17 protein-coding genes and 1 pseudogene are annotated in these 15298 nt (G+C 69.9%); 9 read left to right on the top strand and 9 right to left on the bottom strand.

All coding sequences use genetic code 11. From position 1 onward, the window contains the following. Positions 1-393: 393 nt before the first annotated feature. Positions 394-1230: a hypothetical protein gene (locus TR46_RS18160; protein ID WP_042401997.1), complete on the bottom strand. Its 837-nt coding sequence runs from the start codon at positions 1228-1230 to the stop codon at positions 394-396. A gap of 218 nt (positions 1231-1448) precedes the next feature. Between TR46_RS18160 and TR46_RS18155 the strand changes: the two genes are divergently transcribed. Then, positions 1449-1763, top strand: a complete 315-nt coding sequence (locus tag TR46_RS18155; RefSeq protein WP_042401994.1) for a hypothetical protein — start codon at positions 1449-1451, stop codon at positions 1761-1763. A 50-nt stretch (positions 1764-1813) separates the two neighbouring features. Here the strand turns inward: TR46_RS18155 and TR46_RS18150 are convergent, their stop codons facing one another. Beyond that, entirely contained in the window at positions 1814-2791 is a 978-nt protein-coding gene (locus tag TR46_RS18150) for a hypothetical protein (RefSeq protein ID WP_042401989.1), read from the bottom strand. A gap of 782 nt (positions 2792-3573) precedes the next feature. Between TR46_RS18150 and TR46_RS18145 the strand changes: the two are divergent. After that, positions 3574-3843, top strand: a pseudogene (locus TR46_RS18145) (metallopeptidase TldD-related protein); the annotation flags it as partial. A gap of 223 nt (positions 3844-4066) precedes the next feature. On the opposite strand, the gene TR46_RS18140 reads toward TR46_RS18145, so the two are convergent. After that, positions 4067-4627, bottom strand: a complete 561-nt coding sequence (locus tag TR46_RS18140) for a PIN domain-containing protein (RefSeq protein ID WP_042401982.1) — start codon at positions 4625-4627, stop codon at positions 4067-4069. Between the two features lie 3 nt (positions 4628-4630). Then, positions 4631-5095, bottom strand: a complete 465-nt coding sequence (locus TR46_RS18135) for a helix-turn-helix domain-containing protein (protein WP_042401980.1) — start codon at positions 5093-5095, stop codon at positions 4631-4633. Positions 5096-5337: 242 nt separating this feature from the next. Here TR46_RS18135 and TR46_RS18130 point away from each other — a divergent pair, with 242 nt between their 5' ends. Beyond that, entirely contained in the window at positions 5338-6048 is a 711-nt protein-coding gene (locus tag TR46_RS18130; protein ID WP_201776414.1) for a zinc-binding dehydrogenase, read from the top strand. Between the two features lie 171 nt (positions 6049-6219). Here TR46_RS18130 and TR46_RS18125 read toward each other — a convergent pair whose 3' ends face one another. Continuing rightward, positions 6220-6522, bottom strand: a complete 303-nt coding sequence (locus tag TR46_RS18125; RefSeq protein WP_236655372.1) for a helix-turn-helix domain-containing protein — start codon at positions 6520-6522, stop codon at positions 6220-6222. Positions 6523-6639: 117 nt separating this feature from the next. Beyond that, positions 6640-7584, bottom strand: coding sequence for an alpha/beta fold hydrolase (locus TR46_RS18120; RefSeq protein WP_236655371.1), 945 nt, complete (start codon positions 7582-7584; stop codon positions 6640-6642). 88 nt (positions 7585-7672) lie between these two features. Here TR46_RS18120 and TR46_RS18115 point away from each other — a divergent pair, with 88 nt between their 5' ends. From TR46_RS18115 to TR46_RS18100, 4 genes are all read left to right on the top strand, one after another. Beyond that, complete coding sequence (locus tag TR46_RS18115) at positions 7673-8455, top strand: TetR/AcrR family transcriptional regulator (protein ID WP_052432899.1); 783 nt, start codon at positions 7673-7675, stop codon at positions 8453-8455. A 203-nt stretch (positions 8456-8658) separates the two neighbouring features. Further along, positions 8659-8988, top strand: coding sequence for a metallopeptidase TldD-related protein (locus tag TR46_RS18110; protein ID WP_269084263.1), 330 nt, complete (start codon positions 8659-8661; stop codon positions 8986-8988). Next, entirely contained in the window at positions 8988-10391 is a 1404-nt protein-coding gene (locus tag TR46_RS18105; protein ID WP_042401958.1) for a metallopeptidase TldD-related protein, read from the top strand. Before TR46_RS18110 ends, TR46_RS18105 begins: the two co-directional genes overlap by 1 nt. A gap of 98 nt (positions 10392-10489) precedes the next feature. Continuing rightward, positions 10490-10837 carry a DUF3099 domain-containing protein gene (locus TR46_RS18100; RefSeq protein ID WP_042401955.1) on the top strand — a complete coding sequence of 116 codons (348 nt, stop codon included), beginning with the start codon at positions 10490-10492 and terminating at the stop codon, positions 10835-10837. Positions 10838-11086: 249 nt separating this feature from the next. Here TR46_RS18100 and TR46_RS18095 read toward each other — a convergent pair whose 3' ends face one another. Then, the gene (locus TR46_RS18095; protein WP_042401951.1) at positions 11087-11296 is read right to left on the bottom strand and encodes a hypothetical protein; all 210 of its coding nucleotides are present in this window, start codon (positions 11294-11296) and stop codon (positions 11087-11089) included. 18 nt (positions 11297-11314) lie between these two features. Further along, the gene (moaA, locus tag TR46_RS18090) at positions 11315-12322 is read right to left on the bottom strand and encodes a GTP 3',8-cyclase MoaA (protein WP_042401937.1); all 1008 of its coding nucleotides are present in this window, start codon (positions 12320-12322) and stop codon (positions 11315-11317) included. Positions 12323-12549: 227 nt separating this feature from the next. On the opposite strand from moaA, the gene TR46_RS43125 reads away from it, so the two are divergent. Beyond that, positions 12550-12771, top strand: a complete 222-nt coding sequence (locus TR46_RS43125) for a hypothetical protein (protein ID WP_042401934.1) — start codon at positions 12550-12552, stop codon at positions 12769-12771. Between the two features lie 163 nt (positions 12772-12934). Beyond that, positions 12935-14113 (top strand): acyl-CoA dehydrogenase family protein, encoded by a 1179-nt coding sequence (locus TR46_RS18080; protein ID WP_042401931.1) that lies wholly within the window; start codon positions 12935-12937, stop codon positions 14111-14113. A 113-nt stretch (positions 14114-14226) separates the two neighbouring features. Here the strand turns inward: TR46_RS18080 and TR46_RS18075 are convergent, their stop codons facing one another. Beyond that, positions 14227-15270 (bottom strand): zinc-dependent alcohol dehydrogenase family protein, encoded by a 1044-nt coding sequence (locus TR46_RS18075; RefSeq protein ID WP_042401928.1) that lies wholly within the window; start codon positions 15268-15270, stop codon positions 14227-14229. Between the last annotated feature and the right edge of the window lie 28 nt (positions 15271-15298).

Below are 15298 nucleotides of genomic sequence, written 5' to 3'. Positions count from 1 at the left end.
CAGTTGCTCGAACTCCCCCGGCCACTCCGGCCGGTACTCGACCACTGTGACCTGACCGACCTCATCGGGAAAAGGCATGGTCCCGGACTTTACCCGCCGACGGGCGCCCCCTGGGAAAACCAACCTGCGACGGCGACGCTGAGACCCAGTGGTTCCAACAAGCGTGGCCAGGTTCCAACCATCGTGTCCCGGCTCACTGCCACCGAGAACCCCAGCCTCTGAGATGACAATCATCGTGATCAGATGCCATCCATCTCGAAAAGTCGCATCCCAGGACAGCCGGTCGGGGAACAGGTCTCGGGGGCAATAGGAGCGGCTCACGACCGTCAGCAACCTACACCTGCTATCCCCGGCCCAGGTGCCGCGGCGAACAAGTCGGACAGGCAGCCCGGTCTACGGCAGCAGCCGCAGCAGCGCGGCGGTCTGGGCAATCAGGACCTCTGCCTCGGTCCGGCTGTAGGCGCAGCCCTTGGTGCCGGAATCCCGGTGCAGCGCGCCGCTGGCCTGGTGCTCGAGAGCAGAGCGGACCTTGGACCAGCGTTCTGCGGCAGTCAACTGGTCCTTGGCCTTGCTGTTGGCCGGCCAGGGCCACCCGCTGGCGTCGCCGACCTCCTCCAGGGCGCGGCGCACCTCCAGAATCGCGCCGTCGACGTCGTTGCCGCCCAGGCGGCGCTGCGCCTCGCGCAGAGCGTCGGCAGCCACCTGCTGGGGCCCCTCGCCCAGGGGGAAGGGGATCGTCATCTCCACGCCCAGCGAGCGCCCCAGGCCCTGGAGCTGGGAGCGCCAGCGGCTCTCCGCGACAGAGATGTACTCGATCGCGTGGGTGGTGCCCGGGTACCCGGGCCCGGATCCGAAGCCCTTGGTGTCGGGGATCCCGGGCAGGAACCCGCGCACCTCCAGCTCCAGGGCCAGGTCGCCGACGCGCTGCGCCTCGAGCGCCAGGAGCTGCGCGCCGGTGAGCAGGAACCGCAGGTTCAGCCGCTCGAACGGGCCGTTGCCGAACGCCGCCGACAGCCGCTCCGCGCCCAGGAAGGCCCGGGGCCCGTTGCTCAGCGGCGCGAACAGGTCGGCCTCCACCAGCAGGAGCCGACCGCCGGGCCAGTCCTCGGGGGCGGTCACCGCCAGCTGGACCTCCAGCCAGTGGGCGCCCATGCCCTTGTGGATCCACAGGCTGTCCGCTTGGACGTCGACCATGTACTTCCCTGCGCCCTCGAAGCGGAGCTCGTTCACGCCGCCGCTCCTTTCTGTGATGCGGACCGGTCGCGCTGATTGTCGTCCCAGTCGTGCGCCAGCCGCACCGGGTTTGATCAACCGGCGGCCGGACGCCGACGCATCGGGACCGGCTGTCGACGCTGCTGCTGGCCCTGGGGGGTGCTCAAGGTCGTCAACAGCCCCAGATGCGGCGGCTGCTGCACCCGGACGCGTAGGAGAACAATTTCGCCCGCGCCGTGCTCCACGACTTGGGCGAGGTCGGGCTGGTCACCTCGGACGGCAATACCGAGACCGCTCTGCAGACCTGGCGGCTGACCGAGCGCGGCCGGACCGCGGCCAAGCAGGTCCTGCCCGCCGGCCGATACGTCGGCAGCATCGCCAAGGGCACCGGTTCGCACGGGGCGGCCCAGCGCCCGCACACCCCTGGAGACCAGGCTGGGAGACCTCCTGCCCTCCTGGAGACGAAAGCCGCCGAAGCACGCGAGCGGCGCCGACAAGCCGAACTGGACGCCGAACGCGCCCTGCGGGAATGGCACGAAGCCGTCGCCTGACCCTACCGGCAGCACCCCCGAGCGCATGCTCAGCCGGAGCCGACGGAGATCTACGCACCTGTTAATTGGCTGGCGCTAGAGGAGTTCTGCTTACTCTCCGGGACCGAGTAGTAGTCAAGCGACGCGCTCATGCGGGTGATGATGTGCCCGGGCACCGGCGCCACCGCAGCATCCAGAGCCTCGGCTGAAACGACGTGCACACCTTCGATGGCAGCCCCGAGGTAGCGGTGGCGGGCCACGTCCCAAAGGCTCCGCATCTGTGCGATGACCAGGGAGACCAGCAGCAGTGTCTGCTCGGCGCTCAGCCATCGCGTCGTCGTGTGCCACATCGGGCCGCCGTCACCGCCCTGCTTCTCCAGGAAACTGACGCCCTGGCCGCTGCCGCTGATGGTGCTGCCCGTGACATCGTTCGTCACCGAGAGCCCCACCGGTCTAGCGAGCACCGCGAACCCGTGCTTGGCCGCGTTGTAGAGATGCGCATCGCCAAGGACGCGGCCGGCCACCACCCGCAGGAAGCGGCCCACCGTCGCGGCACTCCGCGTCCACTGCTCGTCGGGAACAGCAGGTGTTCCGCCGAGAAACACCCGGGCGACCTGCTCCTGGGATGTGCGTGAGTCGCGAAGCTGGACCACTTGCTCCTTGAACTGCGCGAAGCTTGTCAGCTTGGCGCACTCCAGCCACGGACAGGGGGCGTTGTCCGCATGGGCGAAGTACAGCCGCAGCAGCGCCTCGGACGCGTGGTGCAGCAACACCTCGGCCTCGGCAGAGACGAATGCCTGATGGGCCTGCTCGTCGAATTCCGTCGCGGCGGAGACGTCGATATGGGCCCTCAGCGAGCCGAAGTGAACGCCGTCGACCAACAGGGCGTCGAGGTCAGCTTTCTTTCCCGCCGACAACATCAGAAGATTCAAGCGCTCCTGGAAATAGCCCGGCGGGTCGGAGGCGTAGAAGCGCTCGTTCAGACGGGGGTACTGCTCGACGGCGAGGTTTTCCTCCGCCGACGGACGACGCATTGGCGACTTGGCCATGCCAGCTCCTCACGTGCTGGCCCGACCCTACGGCACCCGAATTGCCCGGTGCACCGGATATTCGGATCCGGCAACCACCCACCGGCTGGACCGCGCATTCTGCACAGCGGCAGCATGCACCAATTCCTGGAGGACACTCCATCCAGGAGCAGCGCATCGGCGACCGCCGCCCCCTGCCCTCGAAAGAACAACGGGTAGAACTGCAGGCAGCGAACCCGATCAAATAGATCAATTGACAGACAACCAGCAACTTTTCCGAAGCCCCGAGGCGGTAAGGCGCTGCCCGGGGGAAGATGCCGTGCGGGCACGGTACTCCCAAGGATCATGGGCGTAGGACACCTAGCACCCGGATACCGTGCCCGCCAGCTCATTCAGAAGGAACGATCCCAGCCTGAAAACGCCAGCAGCGACGAGCCCGCGGAACGCCATGGAGAGCCGTGACCCGCCGCCCGTCGCGACCCGCAATCCAGCGGTCAGATCACGCGCCACCTTGAGCAAAGCGATGCGGACAGACTCAGGAGCCCGTCCCCCCGCATCTGGGGTGGGGACGGAGGCGGTGCTCGCATCGGATCTCGCCGACAGCTGGCGACCACAGGGGATACTGCCTTGGCGGGACCTCCGCACGTTGGGAGACTACCCGTCGAAGGTCGGCACCAGGTCGTCACGGGTACCCGTACCGTCCCGTATGTACCGGTATCAACAGGGAGAGTGGTCTAGTCGTGAAATACCCCCTGACCTGCGAAAACGCCGGTCATGACTCTTTCCCCGCAGGCCGGTCGGTGAACTTCCAGTTCACCCAACAGAGGGCATACCGGATCAAGGCCGGGAAGCTGGCCGGCCAGGTCAAGGACCTGGCCTACCAGGGCACCACCACCGACTTCTGGGGCTCCCTAGAGGCCGTCGGAGGACCCCAAACCTACCTGCTTGCAGGGGCGTTCAACTGCGGCAAGGCCCAGCCGGGCCAGGTCGCGGCCGTGTCCCACGGCTGCCCCTCGGCCCTGTTCCGCGGCGTCAACATCCTCAACACCTCCGAGGAGTCCGGCCGCCAATAAGGCGGCGACGGTCCCCCAGGGTGGCACCAGGTCTACACCGCTGATCGGTTGAGCGTCATGTAAAACGATCAAGCCCAGTCGTAGTGCAAAATGACCCGCTTTAAGCTGGTGAATTGATCCGAATCTGCCGCTCAGTCTGCGCAGAGTTCGGGGCGGTCCAGGCAGCCAGAGTCGGCTGGCATGGAGGCGCCCGCCCTCCCGGAGGAGGGCGGGCGCTGTGTACTCAGTCGGTGCTCGGCCCAGACCGCAGGGCGGTGGTGGACTCGATCAGCCCGGACTTCTCAAGCTGCAGAAGGACGTCTTCGAGGGTTCCCGGTGGATTCCGCCGGCTGGACGCGATGGCTTCCGCGCAGGCGTAGACGACCCGGTCGTCCATGCCGAGCAGGTCCATCACGAAGTCGTCGGGGCTCTTGGCCTCGATTCCCCACTGGGCGAGCGCGTCGGCGGGGAAGTCCTTCAGGTTCGACGTGACGATGACCTGTGCGCCGGCCTTGATGGCGGCGGCGAGCACGTGTCGGTCGTCTGGGTCCGGGAGTACGAGCCCGTCGATGATGGGCTCGTACCCGGTGACGAGGCAGTCGCGGATTGCCGCGTTCATGAGTTTGCGCCTGGCGGCCATCTTCTCTGGGTCCAGTGGGATGCGGGCAAGGGCCGTGTCCACTTCATCGAGGATCTGGTCCGTCCACTTGGCCTGGAAGAGGCGCCGCTGGCCTACCCGGACAAGCAGGTCACGCAGGGTGTTCGGGTAGAGCACGCACGCGTCGTACACGACTACGAAGGCCATGACTCAGACCAGCCCCAGCTCCTGGTCAAGCTGGGTGAGCTCGCCTGCTGCGTCTTGGCGTTTGCGGTCGTCTTCGCGTAGGTAGTTCATGATGTCCTCGAAGCGGATTCGGCGGTGGCGGCCGACGAGTCGGTGAGGGATCTCGTTGGCTTCGAGCAGGCGGATCAAGTAGGGCCGGGAGACGTTGAGCATGTCTGCGGCCTGCTGGGTGGTGAGCTCGGCGTTGACGGGCATGAGCTGGACGCCTTGACCGTTGGCGAGGGTGGCCAGGACGGATGCGAACATGTCGGCGACTGGGCGTGGGAGTACGAGGACGTCCTTGTCTCCCGTCTCAAAGTGGATCTCTATGTCCGCGTCGGGCTGGGTGGTGTGGTCCAGGTAGTCCCTGATGCGGCGCAGCGCTCGTGCGGCTTCCTCGGCGTCTACGGCTCCTGGGGCGATCTTCCGCCCCTGTGTGGTGGATGCCATGGCGGTGGTACCTCCATTCCCCTATTCGCAGTATTCGCAACAATCGAAGTGATCGCAACACTTCCCCCGTAACAGTTGGACATGTCCGCGCGTGGCGTAAGTTCACCCGTTCGAGTCGGTCGTCGCTCGCCTGTCCAGCAGCACAGCCAGCCCGCAGGTGGCCCCGGCAACTGCCTTCCGCCTCCCCCCGGCCAGCACGAGCTGCAGCTCGATCTCGTGCCCCGTGGCCCCGTGGCGTGCAGGTGTCGAGCGATGGCATCGGGCTTGATGTTGCCGTCACCGTCGAAGTCGCGCTTGACCCCCCGACGCCGGTCGCCAGTCGCCGCAGCGATCTCGGCGTCCCTGAGGCCCACTCGGACGGCAGCACCGCGACGGGCCTGGTCGAGGGGGCCCGGATCGGTCCCGGGGAGTGGGTGCTGGTCGAAGCGGCGGCCGGCGGAGTCGGCAGCCTGCTGGTGCAGTTGGCGCAGGCACCCGGCGCCAGGGTCATCGGGCTGGCCCGCGGGGCCCGGAAGCTCGACCTGATCCGCAGCCTGGGAGCCGAGGCCGCGGTCGACTACTCCGCACCGGACTGGACCGAGCAGGTCCTCCAGGCGACCGGCGGCACCGGAGTCGATGTGGTGTTCGACGGCGTGGGCGGGGAGATCGGCCGGGCCGCGTTCGAGGTGACAGCCCGCCATGCCCGCTTCTCCGTGCACGGCGCCGCCAGCGGTCAACTGACAGTGATCGACCCGGTGGAAGCGCAGCGGCGCGCAGTCGAGGTGATCGGAATCGAGCAGCCGTACGTGTTCCGGCAACGGATGCACCAGTGGGCCGACCAGATCATGGCAGAGGCGGTAGCGGGCCGGGTTCGGCCAGTCATCGGACAGACCTATCCCCTGGAGCATGCCGCGGACGCGCACGCCGCGATCGAAAGCCGAAGCGCCCTGGGCAAGACCCTGCTCCTGATCTGACCGCCCCGCAGCAGCCTCGCGCGCCGACACCCGGCTCGACTCGCCCCGAGGTGGCTGGGCGCACTCCCACACGTCGAAGGACCAGCCGTCCCCGGGAGCCCGGACATGGGTCCTTGTCGCTCGGTGCGGTCAGCTGGTCTTCGAATGCTCGGAGCCGGTCCCGGACCTGGGTCAGGTCGCCTTGGCCTCGGGGACCTGCACGGGGGTGAAGCGGGCGGGACGCCCGGTTCGCTTCCGGTCAACCATGCCCGGCAGCCCGCCGTCTGCGAACCGGTTCCGCCAGGTCCTCACGGTGTCCAGGTGCAGGCCCGTCTCGCGGGCGATGCGCGCGTTGGAGCGCCCCCGTGCTGCGTGCAGGACGATCTCCGCCCGCCGCTGTAACCGGTACGGGGTCTTGTGGCCGTAGGCCATCTTCTTCAACCGCTCGCGCTCGGCAGCGGTTACGACTACCGGGCAGGCCGGGGCAACGGGCATGACAGGCGGGCCGATCGGCGGAAGTGGATCACGAGAGGTGGCATCCTGCCGCGTCCGGCGCCTCAACGATCCGCCAAGATGGCCACCGTGCCCAGGACGCCGGAGTGCACCCGGCTGTCACTCGCCCAGCGGCTGCCCGAGCACGCCTGACCGCAACTGACGGACCGCCATGTGGCTGACCTGGCGGGCAATGTCGGTCCACAGGGCGGCGGGGAGGTCGTGGCCGACGCCCGGGTAGGTCACCAGGCGGGCGCCGTCGATGGCCCGGGCGGTGGCGCGGCCCGCGCTGACGCGCAGGATCGGGTCCTGCTCGCCGTGCAGGACCAGGGTGGGTCGGCGCAGGTCCTTGAGCCCGGGGCCGTGCCACTGGGCGCCGATCTGGCGGCTCTGCGCCTTGGTGTCGCGCGGGCCGCTGTCCACGTCGGCCTCGACCCAGGCGCGGGCCGCGGCCTCGTCGAAGAGGTAGCCGGGGGAGGCGATGCCGCGCCAGACGGTGAGGGCGGCCTCGATGTCGCCCTCGCGGCCCTCGGGGAACTTGGTACGGGCGAGCTTGGCGAGCAGGCCGAACCGCAGGTAGCGCAGGACCCCCAGCCCAGAGACGTCGCTGGGCAGGGCCGCCGAGGAGGTGACGCTGAGCACCCGGTCGGGGTGTCGCAGCGCGATTCGCTGGGCGATCGCGCCGCCCAGGGAGTGGCCGAAGACATGGGCTCGTTCCCAGCCGAGTTCGTCCATCACTGCGATGGCGTCGTCGGTCATGTCCTCGGAGGTGTAGGCGTCGCCGTGCTTGGCGAACAGGGCCTTGAAGGGGTTGTCGGTGGCGGTGTCCGGCATCCGGGTCGACTGGCCGGCGTCGCGCTGGTCGTAGCGGGCCACCGCGAAACCGGCGTCGGCGAAGGCCTGGCACAGTCCGGCTGGCCACCAGAACCGGGCGGTGGCCAAGCCCATGATGAGCAGCAGCGGTTCGCCCTCTGAGCCCTTCAGCTGGTCGAAGGCCACCTGCACGTCGCCGTTGTGCGCATACCGGGTCGGCGTCCACTCCTGCTGCGGCTGCATCTGGGGCATGTCTACTCTCCTTCCTTTACTGCGATCTATGTTCGCAGTTCATATGGCCTAAGATACTGCATACGCCGTTCGCAGAAAAGGAGGGGCCATGACCGAGCCGACCGCCCACAGCATCTGGCTGCGCCCCGAACGCGCCGGACGCGGCCCGACGCCCACGTTCGACCGCGACCGCATCGCCGCCGCCGGGATCGCCCTGGCCGACACGGACGGCCTGCCCGCCGTCACCATGCGGGCCGTGGCGGTCGCCCTCGGGGCCGGACCGGCATCCCTCTACCGCTACGTCGCCACCCGCGACGAACTACTGGAACTGATGATCGACCAGGTCAACGGAGAGATCTCCTACGCCGCACTCGGCTTCGGACACTGGCTCGAAAGCCTGCTCACCCTGGCCCGGCAGAGCAGGGACGTCTACCTCGCGCACCCATGGCTGCTCGACGCGACCGCGACGAGGACCCCGATGGGACCGCACGCGGTCACCTACCTGGAGCACGCCCTGGCCGCGCTGGCCGACCTCGACGTCAGTCCCCGGACCAAGCTGGAGGCCATCGCGATCCTCAATGCCGTCGTCTCCACTCTGACCCGCGCCGAGGTGATCCAACGTCTCGCCGGGCAGACCATCCCGCAGTGGCAGCAGGCCCAGGCGGAATATCTCACCCAGGTCGCCATGGCAGGCCACCACCCGCACCTCGCCACCGCCCTGACCGGGCAGCCGCCCGAGACCCATGATTCGTCGGAATCGCTCTTCGAGCGCATCCTCACCCGAGTGCTCACTGGGCTCCTCCAGCCCGACGACATCGGAGCGACCTCCATGCGCGGTCGCGCGGAGGCAGAGCTACCAGCGGCCAGTCCGGAGTGGACCGCAGCCTCCTGACGCCTCATCGGGAGAGTCATGCCAACAGGGACGGAGGCGACTCATGCATCAGATCTCGCCAACCGTCGGCAGCCACGGAGGGATACTGCCTTGGCGGAACCTCGGCACGCTGAGAGACTGCCTGTCGGAGATCGGCACCAGGTCGTCACGGGTACCGGTGCCGTCCTGTATGTACCGGTATCAACAGGGAGAGTGGTCTCGTCGTGAAACACCCCCTGACCTGCGAAAACGCCGACCATGGCTCTTTCTCCGGAGCCCGGTCGGTGAACTTCCAGTTCACCGGACAGCGGGCGTACCGGATCCGCGGCGGACGGCTGGCCGGACAGGTCAAGGACTTCGCCTACCAGGCCACCACCACCGACTTCTGGGGCTCGATGGAGGCCGTCGGCGGCCCGCAGACCTATCAGCTGGGCGGGGCCTTCGACTGCGGCAAGGCCCAGCCGGGCCAGGTGGCGGCGGTGTCGCACGGCTGCCCCTCGGCTCTGTTCCGAGGCGTCAACATTCTCAACACGCAGCAGGAGGCCGGTCGCTGATGTCTCTCCAGGCAAGGGCCGCGAGCCCTTCGGAGCTGGTCGAGCGGGCGCTCGAACTCTCGCGCGGCGACGGCTGCGTGGTCATCGCGGACGAGGAGTCCAACGCCAATCTGCGCTGGGCCGGCAATGCGCTGACCACCAACGGGGTGACCCGGGGCCGGACGCTGACGGTGATCGCCACGGTGGACGGCCGGGAGGGGACGGCCTCCGGGGTGGTCTCCCGCGAGGCGGTCACCGCGGAAGGGCTGGAGTCGCTGGTCCGGGCGGCCGAGGCGGCGGCCCGTGAGGCGGGCCCGGCCGAGGACGCCCAGCCGCTGGTGCAGCCGTACGGTCCGGCCGCGGCCGACTTCACCGCCGAGCCCGCGGAGACCGGCGTGGACGTCTTCGCCGCTTTCGCCCCGGCGCTCGGCGAGTCCTTCGCCCGGGCCCGGAAGAGCGGCCGGCTGCTGTACGGCTTCGCCAACCACTCGATGACCTCGACCTACCTGGGCAGCTCCACCGGCCTGCGGCTGCGGCACGACCAGCCGACCGGCACGGTCGAGCTCAACGCCAAGACCGCGGACCTGTCCGGCTCGGCCTGGGCCGGCGCGGCGACCCGGGACTTCACCGACGTCGACCCGGCGGCCCTGGAGGAGCAGCTCGCCCAGCGGCTGGCCTGGGGTGATCGCCGGATCGACCTGCCGGCCGGCCGCTACGAGACGCTGCTGCCGCCGTCGGCGCTGGCCGATCTGATGGTCTACCTGAGCTGGTCGGCGGGCGGCCGGGACGCGGTGGAGGGCCGGACGGTGTTCTCCAGGCCCGGTGGCGGGAGTCGGATCGGCGACCGGTTGGCGCAGCTGCCGGTGACGCTGCGCAGCGACCCGGCCTACCCGGGACTGGAGTCGGCTCCGTTCGTGATCACCCACGCCTCCGGCGGGGACCACTCGGCCTTCGACAACGGGCTGCCGATCGAGCCGACCGACTGGATCAGGGACGGCGAACTGGCCAATCTGCTGACGACCCGCCACTCGGCCGGGTTGACCGGCCTGCCGGTCCGGCCCGGGCCGGACAACCTCGTCGTGGACGCGGGGGGCACCGCCTCGTTGGAGGAGATGGTGGCCCGCACCGAGCGCGGGCTGCTGCTGACCTGCCTGTGGTACATCCGCGAGGTGGACCCGGCCACCCTGCTGCTGACCGGGCTGACCAGGGACGGCGTCTACCTGGTGGAGAACGGCGAGGTCACCGGGGCGGTCAACAACTTCCGCTTCAACGAGTCGCCGGTGGACCTGCTGGGCCGGATCACCGAGGCCGGACGGACCGAGCGCTGCCTGCCTCGGGAGTGGTCGGACTGGTTCACCCGGGCCGCGATGCCGCCGGTGCGGGTGTCCGACTTCAACATGAGCTCGGTGAGCCAGGCGTCCTGACGGGCCGCTGGGACGGGCGGGGCGCCCGGTGGGGGAAATCCCGAGAAACCGGCCGCCCCGCCCATGATGCCGCACGTGGCGCGGCGTACCGTGACGGCATGGGGAAGTCCAAGGGCAAGGCCGAAGTCGTACGCATCACCGGGGCTCGTTCGAGCCTCACCGAGGACGTGCGCGGGCGGCAGCGTCGCTACATGATCGCCATGGCGGTGCGCACGCTCTGCGTGATCCTGGCCGTGGTGCTCTGGAAGGAATCCCGGATCGTCGCGATCATCGCGCTGGTCGGCGGGATATTCATCCCCTACCTGGCCGTCGTGGTCGCCAACGCCGGCCGTGAGAACTCGCCGGGCATGCCGGACAGCTACGTCGGGCACCAGCCGCAGCCGATGCTGGAGCCCGGGACGGCCGCTCCGGCGCCGACCGCTACGACGGCGCCGCCGGCGAACTGACTCACAGGATTCTCCCAGGGTCCTTCCAGCATTAACAGAACCCTAAGAGCGGGTCATCGGATTTTCTCGTTTCCCCGTCTCAGCGGCCGTTTGTGCATGCAATACTTCACTCGCGTCCGGCGCTCGCGCCGGAACCGATGGACGGATGCCGGGCAGCTCCCCCCGTGGTTGCCCGGCATCTCCATGTCGTCATTCGGTGGGTCGTGCTTCGGTGGGCCGTGCTTCGGCGGGCCGTCGTTCAGCAGGCCGTCATTCGCTCCAGTCGGCGAACGGGACGACGTCCTTGAGGAAGCCCCGCAGGTCGAGGAAGTCCGACAGGTGCTCCTTGTGCTCCTCGCAGGCGAGCCAGGTCTTGCGGCGCTCGGGGGTGTGCAGCTTGGGGTTGTTCCAGGCCAGGACCCAGACGGCGGCCTGCCGGCAGCCCTTCGCGGAACAGCGCGGGATCTCCTCGGTACTCATCCCTGGAGTATCGCCTGCTCAGCCGCCGATGGCGGACATCGGGCGGTCCGGCTGGTGGAACGAGGGGGCGTCGATGCCGGCCCCGGCCTTCTTGCCCCACATGGCCTTGCGCCACAGCTCGGCGACGGCCTCGTCGCCCGAGCCGTCGCGCAGTGCGGCGCGCAGATCGGTCTCCTCGGTCGCGAACAGGCAGTTGCGGATCTGGCCGTCGGCGGTGAGCCGGGTCCGGTCGCAGGCCCGGCAGAACGGACGCGTGACGCTGGCGATCACGCCGACCCGGGCCGGGCCGCCGTCCGCTCCGGTCCGGCCGTCCACCAGCCAGCGCTCCGCGGGGGCCGCGCCGCGCCGCTCGTCCGGCTCGGGGGTGAGGGTGAAGCGCTCGCCGAGCCGGGTCAGGATCTCCTCGGCGGTGACCATGTCGGTGCGGTCCCAGCCGTGCTGGGCGTCCAGCGGCATCTGCTCGATGAAGCGCAGTTCGTAGCCGCGGTCCAGGCACCAGTCGAGCAGGTCGGCGGCCTGGTGGTCGTTGACCCCGCGCATCAGCACGCTGTTGACCTTCACCGGGCGCAGCCCCGCCGCCTCGGCGGCGGCCAGGCCGGCCACCACGTCGTCCAGGCGGTCGCGGCGGGTGAGGGTCTTGAAGGTCTCCGGGTCCAGGGTGTCCAGGGAGACATTGACCCGGTCCAGCCCGGCCTCGCGCAGCGCGGCGGCGGTGCGGGCCAGGCCGACGCCGTTGGTGGTGAGCGACAGTTCGGGGCGCGGGTCCAGTGCCGCGCAGGCGGCGACGATGCCGACCAGGCCGGGCCGCAGCAGCGGCTCGCCGCCGGTGAAGCGCACCTCGGTCACGCCGAGACCGGTGACGGCCAGGCGTACCAGGCGGACGATCTCCGCATCGGTCAGCAGTTCGGGTTTGGGCAGCCACTGGAGGCCCTGCTCGGGCATGCAATAGGTGCAGCGCAGATTGCAGCGGTCGGTCAGCGACACGCGCAGATCGACTGCGCGGCGCCCGAAAGTGTCGATCAGCATGACGGCCTGCTCCCCTTGACTGCCTTCCAGGGTAGAACCTGAAGCGGATCACCGGCCCCTGGCCTCGGTCCCCAACCCCGGCCCCGGCGAGCTCAGAGCTGCTTTGTCGATGAATTCCTCTACCGATCAAGCCACCAGCCCGATACCGGAGGGCGGGGTGCGTCGTTGTCCAGAGGGAACCCCTTCGAGTGCGCACCGTCCCTGCGGGACAGCTGCGGAGGTCTGCCATGCCCAGGCGCCCCACATCCCGGAGCCGCGGCTCCGAGCCCGAGCCCGGTCCCGGTTCCGATCCCGATCCGCTCCGGCCGCCCTTCGGGACGGTCCGGCTGGAGCGGGCGATCGCACCGGTGCCGCCGCCTGCCAACGTCCGGCATCCGCACGGGCTGCCGCTGGGGCCGTCCGTACCGATGCCGGTGCTGAGTTTCGCCTCGCTGCGGCGGCCGGGCTAGGCCTGGGCTGGGCCCCTGGATCGGGAACTGGCACAGCGGGTCGGCGGCGGGCCAGGTGGCGGATCTCACCGGTCCGGCTGCTGCACCGTTCCCGGCGGGCTTGGAATCATGGCGGTATCCGGCCGCCACGGACGACGGCCAGCTGCGACGACGAGGTTCCGGCATGCCCAAGAGCGCACTCGACCCCCGCGACCCGCTGGGGCTGGACGACCTGTTCGACGCGGAGGAACTGGCGGTCCGCGACACGGTCCGCGCCTGGTGCGCCGACCGGGTGCTGCCGCACATCGCCGACTGGTACGAGCGCGGCGAACTGCCGGAGGTGCGCGAGCTGGCCCGGGAGCTGGGCTCGATCGGCGCGCTCGGCATGCACCTGGAGGGCTACGGCTGCGCCGGGGCCTCCGCGGTCCAGTACGGACTGGCCTGCCTGGAGCTGGAGGCCGCCGACTCCGGGCTGCGCTCACTGGTCTCGGTCCAGGGCTCGCTGGCGATGTACGCGATCCACCGCTGGGGCTCGGAGGAGCAGCGGCAGCAGTGGCTGCCCGGGATGGCGGCCGGTGAGACCATCGGCTGCTTCGGGCTGACCGAGCCCGACCACGGCTCCGACCCCGCCTCGATGCGGACCCGCGCCAAGCGCGAGGGCGCCGACTGGGTGCTGGACGGCCGCAAGATGTGGATCACCAACGGCTCGGTGGCCGGCGTCGCTGTGGTCTGGGCCCGGACCGACGACGGCATCCGGGGGTTCGTCGTGCCGACCGACACCCCCGGCTTCTCGGCGCCGGAGATCAAGCACAAGGGCTCGCTGCGGGCCTCGGTCACCAGCGAGCTGGTGCTGGAAGGTGTCCGGCTGCCCGCGGCGGCGGCGCTGCCGGAGGTCAGCGGGCTGAAGGGACCGCTGAGCTGTCTCAACCAGGCCCGCTACGGCATCGTCTGGGGGGCGTTGGGCGCCGCCCGCAGCTGTCTGGAGGCCGCTCGCGAGTACAGCATCGGCCGCGAGCAGTTCGGTCGGCCGATCGCCGGGTTCCAGCTCACCCAGGCCAAGCTCGCGGACATGTCGCTGGAGCTCAACAAGGGGCTGCTGCTGGCCCTGCACCTGGGGCGGCGGATGGACGCGGGGACGCTCCGTCCGGAGCAGGTGAGCTACGGCAAGCTCAACAACGTCCGCGAGGCGATCGGGATCGCCCGGACCGCGAGGACGATTCTGGGCGCCAACGGGATCAGCTACGATTACCCGGTGATGCGGCACGCCAACAACCTGGAGTCGGTGCTGACGTACGAAGGCACCGTGGAGATGCACCAGTTGGTGATCGGTCAGGCGCTGACCGGGCAGGCGGCGTTTCGGTAGGGCGGGTTCGCTGGTGCGGCTTGAGCAGGGTTGACCGCGCAGTTCCCCGCGCCCCTTGAAGGGCCGTGGGGAACTGCGCGGTCAACCGACTACGGTCCGCAGCCGAACAACCGTCAGAAGGTGATCTTGACCTTGAGCGCCGTGCGCTCGTCCATGGCCTTGTAGCCGCCGGGGACGCCGTCCAGGCCGACCGCTGCGTCGAAGACCGGGGAGGGGTCGATGGTGCCGTTCAGGACGTCGGCGAGCAGTTCCGGGATGTAGGCGCGGGCCGGGGCGACGCCGCCGCGCAGGGCGACGTTGCGGCCGAACATCTGGCCGATGTCGACGCCCGCGCTGCCGCCGTGCGGCACGCCGACGTAGCCGACCGCGCCGCCGTCGCGGGCGATGGAGATCGCGGTGCGCATGGACTCCTCGGTGCCCACCGCCTCCAGCACGGCGTGTGCGCCGACCCCGCCGGTCAGTTCCTGGACCGCGGCCACCGCCGCCTCGCCGCGCTCGGCGACGATGTCGGTGGCGCCGAACTTCCGGGCGATCGCGGTACGGGCCCCATGGCGGCCCATCGCAATGATCCGGTCCGCGCCGAGCCGCCTGGCGGCCAGGACCCCGCACAGGCCCACCGCGCCGTCGCCGACCACCGCGACGGTCGACCCGGGCCGCACCCCGGCCGCGACGGCGGCGTGGTGGCCGGTCGCCATCACGTCGGAGAGCGCCAGCAGCGCGGTCAGCAACCGCTGGTCGGAGGCGGCCTCCTGGGGCAACTGGACCAGGGTGCCGTCGGCGAAGGGGACCCGGACCGCCTCGCCCTGCCCGCCGTCGGAGCCGGGGCTGCCCCAGAAGCCGCCGTGCGGGCAGGAGGTCTGCAGCCCCTCGACGCAGAACTCGCAGACACCGTCCGACCAGACGAACGGGGCCACCACCAGGTCGCCCGGCCTGAAGCCGCGCACGTCCGTGCCGACCGCCTCGACCACGCCCAGGAACTCGTGTCCGATCCGCTGCCCGGGCTCGCGCTCCGCGACACCGCGGTAGGCCCAGAGGTCGCTGCCGCAGATACAGGCCAGCACGGTGCGTACCACCGCGTCCGTGGGCTTCTGTATCGCGGCGTCGGGGACGTCCTCGATCCGGATGTCATGGGGGCCGTGGATCACGGTGGCGCGCATGGACGGTTCTCAATCTCTCGAACGGCAA

Source organism: Streptacidiphilus carbonis (assembly GCF_000787775.1).
Lineage (GTDB): Bacteria > Actinomycetota > Actinomycetes > Streptomycetales > Streptomycetaceae > Streptacidiphilus > Streptacidiphilus carbonis.
Note: the sequence above shows the minus strand (reverse complement) of the source record. Positions and strands in the feature narration are given on the sequence as shown.

Excerpts from the sequence above, each read along its gene's own strand:
- TR46_RS18150 (WP_042401989.1), bottom strand. The coding sequence starts at position 2,791 with ATGGCCAAGTCGCCAATGCGTCGTCCGTCGGCGGAGGAAAACCTCGCC.
- TR46_RS18140 (WP_042401982.1), bottom strand. The coding sequence starts at position 4,627 with ATGGCCTTCGTAGTCGTGTACGACGCGTGCGTGCTCTACCCGAACACC.
- TR46_RS18135 (WP_042401980.1), bottom strand. The coding sequence starts at position 5,095 with ATGGCATCCACCACACAGGGGCGGAAGATCGCCCCAGGAGCCGTAGAC.
- TR46_RS18125 (WP_236655372.1), bottom strand. The coding sequence starts at position 6,522 with ATGCCCGTTGCCCCGGCCTGCCCGGTAGTCGTAACCGCTGCCGAGCGC.
- TR46_RS18120 (WP_236655371.1), bottom strand. The coding sequence starts at position 7,584 with ATGCCCCAGATGCAGCCGCAGCAGGAGTGGACGCCGACCCGGTATGCG.
- TR46_RS18115 (WP_052432899.1), top strand. The coding sequence starts at position 7,673 with ATGACCGAGCCGACCGCCCACAGCATCTGGCTGCGCCCCGAACGCGCC.
- TR46_RS18105 (WP_042401958.1), top strand. The coding sequence starts at position 8,988 with ATGTCTCTCCAGGCAAGGGCCGCGAGCCCTTCGGAGCTGGTCGAGCGG.
- TR46_RS18100 (WP_042401955.1), top strand. The coding sequence starts at position 10,490 with ATGGGGAAGTCCAAGGGCAAGGCCGAAGTCGTACGCATCACCGGGGCT.
- TR46_RS18095 (WP_042401951.1), bottom strand. The coding sequence starts at position 11,296 with ATGAGTACCGAGGAGATCCCGCGCTGTTCCGCGAAGGGCTGCCGGCAG.
- moaA (WP_042401937.1), bottom strand. The coding sequence starts at position 12,322 with ATGCTGATCGACACTTTCGGGCGCCGCGCAGTCGATCTGCGCGTGTCG.
- TR46_RS43125 (WP_042401934.1), top strand. The coding sequence starts at position 12,550 with ATGCCCAGGCGCCCCACATCCCGGAGCCGCGGCTCCGAGCCCGAGCCC.
- TR46_RS18080 (WP_042401931.1), top strand. The coding sequence starts at position 12,935 with ATGCCCAAGAGCGCACTCGACCCCCGCGACCCGCTGGGGCTGGACGAC.
- TR46_RS18075 (WP_042401928.1), bottom strand. The coding sequence starts at position 15,270 with ATGCGCGCCACCGTGATCCACGGCCCCCATGACATCCGGATCGAGGAC.